Raw genomic sequence first — 16,486 nt, 5'->3', positions numbered from 1 at the left:
TTAGGTTCCCGTTACCAGCGTTTGATCGTCGATCATTTTTTGCAGGATCATCGCATCGGTTGCCCCTGAACTATCCGCGCCATACAAATCATTTTTGGTTACATCGGTGAGACTGATAGTTTGTACCACGCCACCACCCAAGTTGATTGAGATGCTGGTATTGCCCGAAGCCTCGGAAAAAGAGATGACCGTACTGCCACCCAAAGCAATATCGGTGAAGCGCAGCTGATCACCTTCGCTGATATTGAAGTCGGTAATGGTATCGTTGGCGGGGGTGCCTACACTGCCGAGATCCGCAGTGCGGAAGACAAAATCATCAGCCCCGGCAGCACCAGTCAATGTGTCATTGCCGCTACCGCCGACCAGATAATCTATTCCCGCCGTACCTGTAAGTGTGTTATCGCCCGGCGCAAATACATCTACTTCCAGACTCTGCTGATTGCCACTCACAGTTTCGCCGTTGAGGGTCGAACGCGGCTCAATAATCAGGTTGTAACTTTCACCAGCAACCGCATTGGTGATGCGCAAACCGGCGACATCCGCCGAGGTAACCGTCCACTGTTCGCCGGATTTAGTGCCCGCACTCAGCGTGATGGAAGACGGCAAACCAGTGATAAGAATATCGCTGGTTTCACCGGGAGCGGGATTATCCTGCGTCAGCTGTAATCCGAGCGACACATTGGTGTCGGTGGTGATGAGAGTGTCGCCGGGGCGCGTGAGCAGCGGCGGATCAGGCATGGGGCTAATGTCGATACTGATCGACTGGGTTCTCATATCGGCAACTGGCGTTTGATGCGTTTTCACTACGCCATCCACAGTTGCGGTATCCAGTGAGCCCACCGAAATATCCACATCCATATGACCAAAGGCATTGCTGCCAGCAAATAATTCGATGGTCTCAACCAACGCCAAACTGGTCACTATAGTGGCTGAATAGTTACCCGAATCCGGCGTAAACACGCCGACTTTTCCATCGCTGGCGCGAATACCAATTAACGTCTGCACCGCACTTGGGTCTGAGGTTCCTTTCACGGTGATGCGCACCACGACGGTTTCATTAGGGTCGTTGACCTCAATGGCTTTGGCATAAACCCCCAGCGTAATCGCATCGCCCTCGTTGACGGCCACATCCGTTGCCACTTGCGTAAATTGAGCGCCATCGGCAATGGGGTTGATATGAACGACAAAATCCTTGGCGTTGCTGACAATTTCCTGCGTGGACAACTCCATAGAAACAGATTCGAGGCTAAGGGTCAGATCGCCGGAGAAATCAGGTGGTGGCAACAACACCAAATCCTCGATTTGATCGGCAGTAAAACTCCAGACATAACCGCCAGCGCCGTCTGATCCATTATTAGCCAGCTGCACGCGGGTGCCGCCGTTATCCCAAAACAGTACCGCCCCTTCAGGCACGCCCCGAATGGAAAGCGACAGAGTTTCAGAGCCGTCCTGATCGGTATCCAGCACATTTAATCCCACCAGTGCGATGTAAGAATCCTCATCGCCGGTTTGGTCTGCCACAATAACTGGCGCCGCATCAGTTACGGCGGTGACTGTGATACCAATACTCTTGGTCACATCCTGACTTACGGGATTAGTCAGACTGCCCAAGGTTAGACCGGTGGTTTGGTCGGTCACAGTCAGCACCACATCGAGACTAAAACTGCCGTGTTTATTTAATGGCGGGCGATAGTAAATGTCGTTAATGCGACTAAGGTCCGTAAGCCTATAGCCACCCGCTTCGGCGACCAATAAACCATTCGGATCGTATAGTTCGCCTTCTGTTGGTGCCACAAACAGCACACCAGTGACAGTTTCCAGACCTTCGCTGGCCAGCGTACTGCTGTCGCCCACCAGCGATTGCAAATTGATGTTCAAGCGCGCGGGAATGTCTTCCAACATATTCAAGCCCGGGATATCGCTCACCGCATCCACCACCGGGCCGATTTCGATTGCCAGTGTCTCGGTAGTCACTATGCTCGCACCGAGTGGATCAGTTGAGATTTTGTGCACCAGCATTGAGGTGACGCCGGCAAAATCCTCATCCCTTATATGCAGGGTTAAGTTGCCCAAACTGGCAGTGGTAAACCAGTAGGCGATCCGCGTGGTGCCATCACTGGCATATTGAATCTCAACATCAGCGCCGGTAATAGTGCCGCCATAGGGAATGTCGGCTGAATCAATGCGGAAGCTGACGATGTCGTTAGCATCACCCTGTACATTAGTATTTATATGCCCGGACAGATCAACCGCACTACCCTCAAGGCCATCAATAATAGAGGTTTGCAAGGTACCTACAGCTTGCACAGAACCCAAGTCACCGGGAGCGAGGAATTGCACTTGAATTACATCGGAGATGATGTCGGCATCGTCGTCTTCGGTGGTATCTATCACCCGCGCTGACACTAACACCTCAATAGGTGCACTGTTGATATGGTCGCTGATAATGGTGGCACCGTTGAGTAAATCGATAATATCGACGGTGCTGGTAGAAGTACCCGTGGCCTGGATCATCCAATTGCCTTTGCCATCATGCAGTGCGCCGTTGGGATGGGTGATGTACCACCCATCGGCCTCAGGCAGACTGATCATGATGTAATCGAGATATTCCGAACCGTCGATATCTTCTTCGATAAAGGTTGCCGCGCCACTCAGGCTAATAGCACTGCCATCGCTGGAGACCAGCAATGTGTCTGTACCTTCAATGCGAGTAGGAACTTCGGTGCCATCATCAACAATGGCAGTTATCTCTACATTCAAAGTGCCGGCAACATTTTTAACAGCAATTTCGCCCGTATCTGATGTATCGGTGATCTCATAGATAACATTGACTGCCAAGTCATCACCTGAGTCTTCCAGCGGCCTAACCGTGAGGCGACCACTGTTGATCAGAGTGGAAAAGTCGGTGCCATTGGCCGGGGCAAAACTGCGCAGATCCAAACCGCCACTGGGCACAGGGACAACCGCGCCATCAAACAGTAGCAACATGCCCGAAGGCAGGCTTTGCAACGTGATATTGGTAACGACTTCCGAGCCATCAACATCTGCCACACCCGGCGCAAAGTTCAATTCGATGTCAGTATCTTCCGCCCCTTGGCTATTGGCGGAGATGCCATCCGTAGTATCCACTACAGGCAGCAAATTAATGTTTACCGACATTTCATAACTGGCGCTATCGCCATCGGGTTCGGTATTGGTTTGGAAAATATCGAAACTCAGCAAACCGCTGAAGTCAGCCAGAGGTTTAATAAACAGCGTGGATAGCTGCGCCGCCGTTACCGAATACATGGGCTGGCCATTTTGCTCGCCGACGACGGTCAAGCTCACCGGATTGCCGTTGGCATCGGTGATCACTACGCCTTCAGGAATATTGGCGATCACCAAATCCATAATTTCGGAGTCATCATCATCTTCGGATGAGATCAGGAAGTTGAGCGGCACTAGCGTGTCTTCATCGAAGGTGGCGGTAATAGTTCCGGCAGCCTGATCAAAATCCCAATAGTTATCTGGCCCCGAATCGACCGCGGGCAAATCCACCACACCTGTGAGTTTTACCGTCACATTGCGCGCAGCTGATTGTGCTTCTACCAAGCTTGGCGCTATGCCATCCACGGTAGATTCAGTGGCGATGGAAACCACACTGATGGTGAAATCGCCATTGGTGGTTGAGCTGATATCTTCCAGCGGTTTCACAAACGCCTGATTACCCGTGACCTGCGCCTCAGTCACCCGATATACACCGGGGCTGACCAAACCGAGTTCAGCGCCGTTTGCATCCACCACCGACCAGCCACTGGGCATCGTCAATTGGAAGCTCAGGGTTTCGGAACCATCGGTATCTTTCAGCGAGCCAGTCATAAAACTGGATAGTGCAATCAGTTGATCCTCGAACCCCTGCACAGAAGTATTTGTTGCCACAGTTGGCATGTCAGCCACAGGAGCGATATTGAGGGTGACGGTTTGCGGGGCTTCATCACTCTCGCCGGTGGAAGATTCAGTCGCAATGGCGATAGCATCAAACGTGCGCACACCCGCCGCATTGGCCGCAACGCTAATCGTTAACGCCGCCATCTCGGAGGCCGACAAAATCGAACCATTGGTAATGGTGCGGCTACCGGATTTTAGGGTGAGATCTGCACCGATATTTTCGATGCGGTAAGTCAGCACCTCAGAGCCATCAGTATCCTGCAGGTTTGCCGACAAGTTGAGCGCTGGCGCTGCTGCATCTTCATCCATGCTGTAGGTGAATTGCGATGCGTTATCCCACACTGGCTCATCCACTACGGGGGTCACGCTGACGTCAAAACTTTCTGATTGGGTGCGAGTACTGTTGGTGATGCTCACAATCATGGTGACGTTAAAAACCACGTTATGAGTCGGATCAGAGATGTTGGCGGCCGGGGTGTATACCAGAGTACCGTTAGGTTGAACTTCTCCAGTTATCGAATCAATTAAAACCAGATCTGAGCCAGATAAAACTATCCCGCCCGCACCATTAGAAGGTAAAGCAACACCATTGAGCGTGAGTATTCCGCCCTGTAATCCGGCCTCATCAAACACCAAGGATGTGATCAATTCGCCCTGATCCAGATCGCCAGGAGAAGCGCTGAGAGTCAGTGTTAATGGGGTATCTTCTGCGGTTTGTAGCGGGCTGAGGTTGATACTACCTGCCTCATCAACCACATTCAGAAATACATCTTTTGCGACTACATCACCGTCAAAATCGGTGATGTCGATGTTCATGCGGTCAATAAAGTCGGCGTTGAATGAAGGGACTGTGACGATTTGCCCTGTACCATCGGCATTAACAGTGAATGTCCCGTATTGAGCGCCGCCATGCATCAACAAAATCACAATCGGGTCTTTATTAGCGTTAAACACATAAACTTCAGTGCCACCACCTTGAGGGGTGTATCGAATTTCGGTCACCTCCGCCCCATCAGCACCTCCGCGATTATCGGATAGCAAATTAAACGGACTGTTGTATCCCTCAGTTAATTGCATCGTCCGACTGCCGTCATCGGGAATATCATCAACCACATTCACCGTGAGCGTGCGCGGCGCAGACAGATCGCCATCGGCATCACGCAATACAGCATCGAAAGTCAACGGCAGCGTGTTTTCACCATTGCCACTAGCATGGTCAAGCGCGCGGCTCAGGCGAAATTCGGTTTTGCCATCAAGGCCGATTTTTACGCGGAATACTTCGTTGCTACCTGCGCTACCAATCCACCAACCATCGCTGGTTGGGCTACCCGCCAGCACAACATTCACACCATGACTGGTGACGGGTGATGTGAGGCTGAGCAATACAGCGACAGTTTTATCGCTGCCCGGTGTGGCATAGCCAAAACCTGTGTCGCTGGTAGCACTGGTATAGGTATCGTCTTCATCGACCGTGAGCGTATCGAGCGATTGCCCGGCCGGATCGCGCCCGTCATAAATACTGATAGCGCCGTTGAGTGTGGTAGTAGTGCCATCGCTATCGATAAAGTTCACCGGGATATTAACGGTCAGGTTATTGAGCGATGTGCCATTACTGGCGAGGTGATCCAGCGCGCTGAGTACCGTCACTGTTAGCGGGACTGATTGGGAAGTGCCTGCGGCTATATCCACATCCGGTACTGTGGCGCGCAGAACACTGGTGCCGCTGCTGGTTTTGGCCTCCCAGACTGTGCTACTGACTTGACGCCACACCAATGCCGAGCCATTTACTGTGAACTGACGACCACTTGTATCCACTGCGGCAACGCCATCGGTAAAGCCAATACTGATCTGGGTGATGGGGTCTTTGGTCGCAGTAAGGCTGAAATCCACTGAAAGTGTGGTTGGGGTATTAGCATTCGCAGCCGACTGGGGTGATTCGGACAGTTGCATAACCACATCGCTACCGGTGGCAGCAGTGCTGTCATAAACCTTGATATTCAAATGACCGGTAAAACGATCACCATCGAAATCGACAATCCTGTAAGTCAGTGCCAGATTTAACGGGTCACTGGAAGATTGATCCAACGCTTTGTAGAGCGTGATGTTGTATGGCACAGAGCTGTTGGCTGTCGCACTGGGGCTGCCGGTGAAATCCACCACAAATACCGGATCGGCCAGATTACTGGTATAACCAACCAACCGTTGTCCAGCGTTTTGAACTTGATACTGGATAATCTCACCACCACTGGTAACCGCTGGTTGGTTGTTATTAATAAACTGCAGCGTAGCTATCTGATCGCTGCCGATAACCAATGCAACCGAGCCTGACTCAGTCACGCTGGGTGATAGATTGTCCTCATAAAGACGTATCTCGGCCGAGCTACCGCCAGGGTTGGCGCCATCTTTGATATACAAAGTCGCGGAACTGATGGCTTCAGTTCCATCTATGTCCTCTGCCACTACGGCTATAGGGAAATTAAACAGATCGATTTGTGTTGAGTTGGCATCAATGTGATCCAGTGGACGGAGCAGCGTCAATACGCCAGTACCTGCAATATCACCGTTGGTACCGGCCACTGCGCTGATCGAGATAGTAAAGACTGCTTGACCATTAGCTTTGGCAGTCAGCAAGGTACTGGAGGTCAACTCATAGGTTAAAAGATTACCTTCGCTCTTATAGCCCAATCCGGCCAACAAATTGACTTGGGTTTCGCTAAAGGCCACTGTGCTTGGCACCAAATTATCGGAACCTGCATGGATGGTAAACGCGATATTGGTCGGCGCCACAGTGTTGTAAACAAGCTCGCTGCTTTCGTGTGTACCATTGGGGAAATACCCTGCTGCGCCGTCGCGAATCGTGATGGTGACTTGCGCGGTGTCAAAGTCCTTATCCAAATCCAGGGCCGAGTATTCAAACTGCAATTGCTGCAGCAGAGTGTTGTCGAGATTGCGCGCGGGTAAGAGCGTCCAAGTGCCATCGGAACGCACGGTCAGCTCACCTTTGGAGGTCATCACCACCGCCGGAACGTTGACAGCAACCGTGTAGCTATTGCCCTCGACGGTAATGCGCGTCAGCGTGAGCGGACCTTCTGCCTGATTGTCATTATTGAAAACATTGCCCGTGGTTTGCACGGCTTCGGTTGCGTTATAGGCATCGTCGTAAGTGAATTCACCTGAGTCGCGAATATGCACAGGCACACTGGCGATTACTGTTTCGCTGGTGCTGTCGGCATCGACCTGAGTTGCTTCCAATTGCAAACCGGTACGGAGGGTATCGGTCAAGGCGCTCTGGTCTACCGGTGCAAACAGGGTGACGGTAATTGTGCCATCGCCATTGATGACTGCACTTAGCACCGGTTGCACATCGTTTGTCCGGTTGGCAGTAAGACTTTGTCCATCGCTCGCGACGGTAATGATCAGCTCCGAGCCAAGGGACTTCACCAGCGCCAAATCCGGTTGCGATGTACTAAAACGCGCAGTGTCGTATTCAGTGATGCGGATGGTGCTTTGCGCCGGGTAACCGGCGGGATAGTTACTTAATGCATTTTCAGATAGCACTACTTGCGTAGGTTGGATCAGCGTCGGTGTGGAATCCGAAGCTGTGTTGCCTGCCAGATCACTCACACTGGCACTCAAATGCCAGGCGGACACCGTACTCAAACCACTGGCAGTTGCAGCGGCCGTCCATACACCACCGGCCTGCACTGTAGCGGTGAACGTATTGGTGTTATTCAAGCCATCCCGAATCGTAACCGTCACTGTTTGCCCGACTTCTGCGTCGGTAGTACCGGAAATCACTGTCGCCTGCCCTGAGCGCAATTGGGCGATATTCAAACCAGCACCTGTATCTATATCGATGCTGACGAGCGTATCTTTGATCGCGGTGTCGGTATTGGTCGCCAGGTTACCTGCCAGATCGGTTACCGATGCAGTGGCATTCAGGGTTCCCTCGTTGTAACCACTCAAATCCAATGCCGAGGTTTGCCAAACGCCTCCCACCTGAACGATTGCCGTCACCGATTGGGAGTTGACGCCATCGCCAACAACAACAGTGACCGTGCGCCCAACTTCTACATTGGTTACCGAGCCACTGAGGGTCACGGCGCCAATTTCATTGGTGCTATAGCGCTGATCACCATCGAAAGTGACAACTACCGACGCCCGCGTATCTTTGGTAGCTGTATCGCTGTTAGTCGCCAAGTTGCCTGCAAGATCTGTAACTTCCACACTGGCGGTCAAAGCTCCCTCATTGAAGCCCGTTAGATTTTGCGCCGTGGTATTCCATACTCCGCCTGCCAGTACTTGGGCTGTAGTGGTTTGGGTGTTCTCACCATCGGTAATGGTGATGCTAACCGTCTGCCCTACTTCAACATTGGTTACGGTTCCGCTTAGCGTTACCGCGCCGATTTCACTTGCGCTGTAAAGTTGATCGCCATCGAACACTACTTGAATGCTGGCTTGGGTATCTTTAATCGCAGTTGCTGTTGCCGATGCAGGGTTTCCGGCGATATCGGTCACCTGCGCGGTGGCCGTCAGGTTGCCATCGTTCAAGCCGGTGACATCGAGTGCGCCGGTTTGGTAACTACCATTGGCTTGCACCAACGCGGTGATCGATCTGCTGTTAGTGCCATCACTAACCGTCACCGTCACCGTCCGCCCCGGCTCAACATTGGCCACGCTGCCGCTTAGAGTGACTGCGCCAACTTCAAAGCTGCTATAGCGCTGATCGCCATCAAACACGACTTGAATACTCGCTTGGATATCCTTCATGAAAGAAGCAGTCTGAGTGGCGATGTTCCCCGCCAAGTCAGTGCTACGCATCGCCACTTGGATCAAACCATCTGCCAGCGCTGCCAGATTTACCCCCGTCACCTGATAGCTGTTGTCGCCGAGTATCACACCCAATCCATTCACTTCGGCGCCAAGGCGATCGGTAAACGTCAGCTCCACTTCTCGCCCAGCACCGATCTCAGCAGTAGTGCCATTCAGGGTGAGATTCAATACCTCGGTACCGTTTAACAAGGTGCCGCCACTGGAGGTCAGGTCAGCATTGATCGCCGCCAGAGTGTCGATCACGGATGTATCGGAAGCAGATATGGTGTTGCCAAAGTTATCAGTTGCCGTCACAACCAATGTGAGCAAGCCTTGAGCAAGACCGCTCAAGTCAACATCAGCAATACTCCAGGCTTCAGCAGCGGCTGTAGTGGAAAGCACAATCTGTGTGCCGAGGGAATCGGTCAGGGTTACGGTCAGTTCGTGGCCATCGCGAATATCCAGCGCCGCGCCGGATAAGTCCACTGCCCCCACCTCAAACATATTGACGTAGTTATCGCCACCATCATCAATATAAGCTCCCAGCTCCGAAGGGGTTGCGTCCGGTTCAATGGTGACAGTTACGGTAGCGCGGTCAAAGTCGCCATCGCTATCCAAGGCAAAATAATCGAACGTAAAACTGATAGGTGTATTACCGAAAATGCTGGTAGCCAATAGCGACCAACTACCATCAGAATTAATCTGTAACTGACCGTATCTAGTCAGTCCAGCCGCTGGATTTTCATTGGTGACAGGATAAAGAATATTGTTGAAATTAACTGCTATGACCTGCAGGGGGGCTTCGATTTGGTCGTCATTTGCCAGTATATTGCCGGTGATCGGCTGTTTCTCCATGACGCTGAATGCATCATCCACCGCGAAATTACTTAAGCCTTCAACAATGGTGATGGGCACTTGTGCCAACACCGTCTCACTGGTGCCATCCGCATCGTTTTGAGTTGCCTCTATCAGCAGGCCTGTAGAGACTTGATCCGTCAACAGACTTTGATCCACCGGGCCGTGCAAGGTGATACTAATTGTCCCGTTGCTATTAATCACAGCGGAGAGAATCAGTTGATTGTCCGATTGGCGCACCGCATTCAAGCTTTGTCCGTCACTCGCCACTGTAACCACAAGCGGTGAATCAATAGAGGTCAACTCACCAAGCGGAGTCTGGTCAGCACCAAAACGGACGATGTCATAACCAGTAATATTGATGGTGCTATCGCCACTCTGACCATCAGGCGATTGACTTAATGCATCTTCCGAAAGTATCACCAAACTGGGTAGCACAATACTTGGAGTAAGGTCACTCGCTTGATTGCCCGCCACATCCATCACACTGGCACTCAGCTGCCAAGCAGATAAAGCACTCAAAGCGCTGACCGTTGCAGTGGTCGTCCATACGCCACCAGCCTGCACTGTGGCTGTGAACGTATTGGTGTTATTCGAGCCATCCCGAATCGTAACCGTCACCGTTTGCCCGACTTCTGCATCGGTTGTACCGGAGATCACTGTAGGTTGCCCTGAACGCAGTTGGGCAATATCCAAACCAATGCCTGTATCTATATCGATGCTGACAAGCGTATCTTTGATCGCGGTGTCGGTATTGGTCGCCGGGTTACCTGCCAAATCCACTACCGATGCTTCCGCAGTCAGGGTTCCCTCGTTGTAACCACTCAAATCCAATGCCGAGGTCCGCCAAACGCCTCCCGCCTGAACGATTGCCGTCACCGTTTGGGAGTTGACGCCATCGCCGACAACAACAGTGACAGTGCGCCCGACTTCTACATTGGTCACCGACCCACTTAAGGTTACAGCGCCAATTTCATTGGTGCTGTAGCGCTGGTCGCCATCGAATTGGACTTGAATGCTGGCTTGGGTGTCTTTAATGGCGGTATCACTATTGGTGGCGATATTGCCTGCAACATCCTCTACCGTCGCAGTAGCGGTTAATGTGCCCTCATTAAAATTACCGAAGTCCAGCGCCGTGGTATTCCATACTCCGCCTGCCCGTACTTGGGCGGTAGTGGTTTGGGTGTTCTCACCATCGGTAATGGTGATGCTGACCGTCTGCCCTACTTCAACATTGGTTACGGTTCCGCTTAGCGTTACCGCGCCGATTTCACTTGCGCTGTAAAGTTGGTCGCCATCGAACGCAACTTGAATGCTGGCTTGGGTATCTTTAATCGCAGTTGCTGTTGCCGATGCAGGGTTTCCAGCGATATCGGTCACCTGCGCGGTGGCTGTCAGGTTGCCATCGTTCAAGCCACTTATATTCAATGTGCCGGTTTGATAAGTGCCCCCCGCTTGCACCAAGGCGGTAATGGAGCGACTGCTCACCCCATCGCTGACCGTCACCGTCACCGTCCGTCCCGGCTCAACATTGGCCACACTGCCGCTCAGAGTGATCGCACCGACTTCAAAGCTGCTATAGCGCTGGTCGCCATCAAACACGACTTGAATACTGGCTTGGGTGTCTTTCAGAAAGGTCGCAGTTTGATTCGCGATATTTCCCGGCACATCCGTTGCGGTCATGGCAACGCTGATTTGCCCATCTACCAGCGACGATAAATCTACGCCGCTAACCTGATAACTTCCCCCCAGGGTAGTAATGCCAGACGCAACTATTTGCGTACCCGCCGTATCAGTAAATGTGAGCTGCACTGTGCGCCCAGCGCCAATCTCGGAGGTGGTGCCATCAAAGGTGAGATTCAGGACTTCTACAGCATTCAGAAGCAAACCAGCATCAGCAGTCAAATCCGCATTGATAAATGCCAGCGTATCGATCACTGATGTATCTGAGGCAGAAATGTTGGTGCCGAAATTGTCAGTCGCTGTCACCACTAGCGTGAGCAAACCTTGGGCAAGGCCGCTCAGGTCAACATCCGCAATACTCCAGGCTTGGGCAGCGGCGGTAGTGGAAAGCACAATCTGTGTGCCGAGGGAATCAGTCAGGGTGACGGTCAGTAAGTGGCCATCGCGAACATCCAGCGCCGCGCCAGATAAGTCCACCGCCCCCACCTCAAACATATTGACGTAGTTATCGCCACCATCATCAATATAGGCTCCCAGCTCCGAAGGGGTTGCGTCCGGCGCAATGGTGACAGTTACGATAGCGCGATCAAAATCCCCATCGCGATCCAAACCGTAATAATCAAAAGTAAAGGTGATGGGTGTATTGCCAAAAACACTGGAGGCCAAGAGCGACCAACTGCCGTCAGAATTGACTTGCAGGTCACCGTACTTAGTCAGTCCTGCTGCAGGTTTTTCATCAGTTACGGGGTAAATAATATTGTTAAAGTTGACCCCAATAACCCGCAAGGGCGCTTCGATTTGGTTGTCATTCACCAGCAAATTGCCGTTAATCAGCTGGTTTTCTTTGCCGCCGAACACGTCATCTACTGCAAAGTTGCTCTGTCCCTCACGAATAGTCACCGGCACTTTCGCCAGCACTGTTTCGCTGGTGCTGTCAGCATCGTTTTGAGTTGCCTCTATAAGCAGATCGGTGGTGATTTGGTCGATCAACACCCCCTGATCAACCGGGCCAGTGAGTGTTACTGAAATAGTGTTGTCGCTATTAAGCACCGCTGAAAGCACTGGTAACCCGTCGGACTGGCGCACAGCCACAAGGCTCAAACCATCCACTGCTACTGTGACCAGCAGTGGCGAGCCCAAAGAAGTAACGGAACCAAGTGGAGTCTGGTCGGCGCCAAATCGAATCAGGGTGTAATCGGTGATATTGATGCTGCTGTTATCAACATAGCCGTCGGGCAGATAGGTCAACGCATCTTCTGACAGCAAAATCGCACCGGGCAATACGAGTGTTGGGGTTGAATCACTAGCCTGATTTCCCGCTACATCCATTACGCTGGCATCTAACATCCAGGTCAAATTGGTATCGAGTTGGGTGATGGCTACCTGAGTAGACCAACTGCCGTCGGCTTGAACTTGTGCCGTAAAAATTTGCTGCTGATTTGCAGTATCACTAAAACGAACCTGTACCATCTGCCCCGGTTCAGCATCCGTAGTCCCTTTGATCGTGAGCGTCTGCTGGGCTCGCAGCAGATTAATGTCGAGACCAGTACCCGTATCTATATCAATAACCAACACAGTGTCTTTGGTTGCATCCGCCGTTGCCGATGCAAGATTACCGGCGACATCCGCTACTGCCGCAACTACTGACAGACGCCCATCATTCAAACCGGTCAAGTCGACCGCATCACTCTGCCAGAGGCCACCATCTTGAACTACTGCAGTGACGTTGACACTATTGATGCCATCACTGATCAGCAGAGTCACCGTCTGCCCTACCTCAACCTGAGTCACTGTCCCACTCAAAGTGACAGTGCCGATTTCAAAGCGGCTGTAAAGTTGATCGCCATCGAACTGAACAGAAATCGCTGCTTGAGTATCTTTTACTATGCTGGTGACTTGGGTGGCGATATTGCCCGCCAGATCGGTACTGCGGTAGGAAATGGTGATAGTGCCATCCGCCAAAGCGGATAAATCCAAGTCGTTGATCGCGTAGCTACCATCCTCTGCCACTTGTGTGCTGGCAGTCAGGGTTGCGCCATTCTGATCGGTAAACACCAATTCAATAGTGCTACCGCCATTGATAAATTCCGTTTTACCAACAAGGTCAACATCCAAAACTTCAACTGCATTGAGAAGATCGCCACCATTCAAAACGGTTTCATCGGTAATCACTGCCCAGGTATCAATGATTGAAGTATCAGTCGCAACTATAGTGTTGCCGTAAAAATCCCGCGCCGTCACGGTAAGCGTTACCGGGCCTTGCGCTAGGCTGCTGAGATCGACATCGGCCAGCGACCATTGCTCGCCAAATATTTGTGTCGTAAAACTCAGGGTCTTACCTTCGGAATCAGTTAAAACCAGCTCCAATAATTGCTCATCTCGTAACTTGATGCCGGTGCCAAAAAGATCAACCATATTCACTTCAAATTGGTTGATGAAACCATCGCCGTTATCCTCAATAACAGCGGTTAATTCTGCATTTCTATCAATAGGGGGAATGGTCGCGGGAGTGTGAACTTGGGGAGTGTTATCGCTGACAAAACGGCGTTGATGAGTGGTAAAACCTGACTCGGGCAGCACCTCATCTGCGGTACGCAATATAGTGGCTCGCAGGATATTAAAATCGACCGAGGCAGATGACCTACCCGCCACCTGCGATGCAATACTCGCCTCATTGCCATCCAGAATGATGGCATCCGCTGGAACCTGATCGCGGCTCACCTCTACTAAGGAGCCATCCTCCATCAATCGCCAATAACGGCCATCAACCAGCAAAACGATAATCTTCTCACTCGCCATACACTACATCCTTTCAACAGGGCGACCTGAAACAATTAAACGCCTAAGACGTTACAAACAAAAACCCAAAGTAGATAAGCGCAGCGTTTCTCATTACAAAAGGCATCGAGTTTTATTAAAGCACCAAGATCCTGATAGGCAAATCCATTTTGATATATCACGACCAGCAGAATGAAAAATGCGCCACTATTTTTAAAAACGCGCCAAGATGCTCGCCAATGGCAGGAAATTAAGAAGATATAGACTGTAGACAGGAATGGAGCGGAGCTGGTATCTCCGTAAGATTGTGATTCCTGCGTATACCGCTAACGCCATGCTCAGCGGCAGTTTGTAAGCGTGGTTTTGTTGGTTCCTTTTGCGGTTGCTTTTGCGTGAAAAATCGCGACTTACAAACTCTCCAGTCCACATAGGGCGCTGGTTGCTACGAATTGCTATGAACTAGTTAATGCCTCAAAGCCAGTTATTGCGAATATTGCACCTACAAACAGAAGAGCGAGTAATATTAGCCCTCTTACTATGTAGAAAAATCCCGAAAAATTTGAGTTCCCAGCACAAGCCCAGAGAAAACGAACAGTGCAAATGTAATAAATAAAACTAAGTATTACTAAAGCAATTTGAACAATGGCGGCTATTGTACTTGGCTCTGAAAAGACAGATTGAAGGCCTATACTTACTAAGATTAAGGCCAAGGTGAATAAAAAATTTCCTAAAATAAAATGCCCCCAAAATGCAGATATCAGCTTCGCTCGACCGTTCCAATGCCGCAAAAAACTCAGCAAAAGCGTTTCTATTGAGCCTTTCTCAGCAGCTTTATTATTGAACCCCGCTACCGGTGGACTATATGGATTTTCGTTCATTGCACCGTTCCTTTAATAGCGCCGCAGTAAGCGGCAGAGTTTAAGTTGTGGTTTTGAGTGATACTTTTGCGCAACAAAACCACAAAGCCGCGACTGACAAACTGTCCAGCGCACGAAGTACGCGGGTTGCTACGCCTTGTATGATTGATTTCGACAGTTTTCTTATCATTATTAAAGCGATAAGGTGAAGCCCATACCTGCTGCAACAGGTATTCAGCAAGGTAGCCCGGTGCTACGTTGGAGCCGAACAACCGAGCCCGTTAACAAGCGTGGGCGCCTTGCTGATTCTACTTTTAACTCGAACAGCCGAATGGGCTACGAGCCCGAATGTAGCAAGGGTGAGTTATGAATACGCCTTGTTATAGAGCGATTAAGGAAACCCAAAACGCTGCGTTCTTTCAGAACAAAAAAACAAGACAAAATATTGGAGCTGATTTTTACCGAGTTTTAGTTTAGTGGCAACGGGAAAGAAGCTACAAGACTAGAATTCCATTTCCACCAACCAAGAAAATCACTATTTCTGCAAACCCTGCCCTTTTAAACCGGCCTACTTTCTTAATAGCACAAGGAACAACGCTACTTATTTTGAACTTACTGCGTTGCTCAAAAGTGACTGCTTGCGAGAACCTTTCTACTTGCTCACGTAAAACGAACGAGCACCTATAACGCTAAGCTCAGCCGCAGTTTGTAAGTTGATGCTTTGTGGATTACTTTTGCGTAGCAAAACCACAAAGCGGCGACTTACAAACTGTCCAGCGCACGTAGTGCGCGAGTTGGAACACTTTGTTAAATTTTTACAATTTGGTAGATAGCCATATTGCAAATTCAGTTGCTTGCCTAACCAAATAAAATATTGGTTTATAAACCAATGAGTTCTTATCATTTGTTTGGCCAAACTCTTGATGCGCTTCTTCGTCAGTTTTTATGCTTAATACTGCATTATGAACTTCTAGGTCATTTTTACTTAGAAAATCTAGCTGCCACTCAAGATGATGTAATACCGTACTTTCAATTGAGTTGGTGCAAACCCATATTGCATTGCGCCCAATAAGCGCTGTAAAAAGACCCAATATAAACCCACCAAATGCCCATAAATGAATTGCATAACAATGGCGAATTGACCTTGAAACTAGGATTTTATTAAAAGTATTGAAATGCACCTTTTCGTGGGAAAGCATTTCTTCTAACTGCGAAGCAATGTCTTTGTAAAAGATGCGAGCTACGAAAAGTTGTGCTCTGTAAATATTGATTGCTCCAAATTCACCAGCATGATCAACTCTGAGAATTCGCTCCACCTCTTTCATTACACGAATATCTTCCTAATTTGCAAATTGGTCTTACCCACAAAAAGTAGACACTCTAACTATGCAGCTAGCGCTGCCCTTCGTTCAAACTCAGCGGGCGCCACATAACCAATACTGGAATATCGGCGCAAGCGATTATAGAACACCTCAATGTATTCAAAGATACTGGATTTAGCTTCATCAATCGAGTGAAACTGCTGGGTGTAAATCAACTCGACTTTCAAGCGACTAAAGAAGGACTCCATCGGT

Annotated in this window: 4 protein-coding genes; all 4 read right to left on the bottom strand. The window is 50.3% G+C overall.

The window, feature by feature from the left end; translation table 11 throughout:
• Positions 1–14,076, bottom strand: coding sequence for an Ig-like domain-containing protein (locus SPL68_RS15420; RefSeq protein ID WP_323816062.1), 14,076 nt, complete (start codon positions 14,074–14,076; stop codon positions 1–3).
• Positions 14,077–14,507: 431 nt separating this feature from the next.
• Positions 14,508–14,933: a hypothetical protein gene (locus SPL68_RS15415; protein WP_323816061.1), complete on the bottom strand. Its 426-nt coding sequence runs from the start codon at positions 14,931–14,933 to the stop codon at positions 14,508–14,510.
• 794 nt (positions 14,934–15,727) lie between these two features.
• Positions 15,728–16,237 carry a demethoxyubiquinone hydroxylase family protein gene (locus tag SPL68_RS15410; RefSeq protein ID WP_323816060.1) on the bottom strand — a complete coding sequence of 170 codons (510 nt, stop codon included), beginning with the start codon at positions 16,235–16,237 and terminating at the stop codon, positions 15,728–15,730.
• Positions 16,238–16,296: 59 nt separating this feature from the next.
• Positions 16,297–16,486: IS3 family transposase (locus SPL68_RS15405; protein ID WP_323816059.1), on the bottom strand; the 190-nt coding region annotated here is incomplete at its 5' end.

Source organism: Cellvibrio chitinivorans, from assembly GCF_035117775.1.
GTDB lineage: Bacteria > Pseudomonadota > Gammaproteobacteria > Pseudomonadales > Cellvibrionaceae > Cellvibrio > Cellvibrio chitinivorans.
Note: the sequence above shows the minus strand (reverse complement) of the source record. Positions and strands in the feature narration are given on the sequence as shown.

Coding starts and splice junctions, on each gene's coding strand:
- SPL68_RS15420 (WP_323816062.1), bottom strand. CDS start 14,076: ATGGCGAGTGAGAAGATTATCGTTTTGCTGGTTGATGGCCGTTATTGG.
- SPL68_RS15410 (WP_323816060.1), bottom strand. CDS start 16,237: ATGAAAGAGGTGGAGCGAATTCTCAGAGTTGATCATGCTGGTGAATTT.
- SPL68_RS15415 (WP_323816061.1), bottom strand. CDS start 14,933: ATGAACGAAAATCCATATAGTCCACCGGTAGCGGGGTTCAATAATAAA.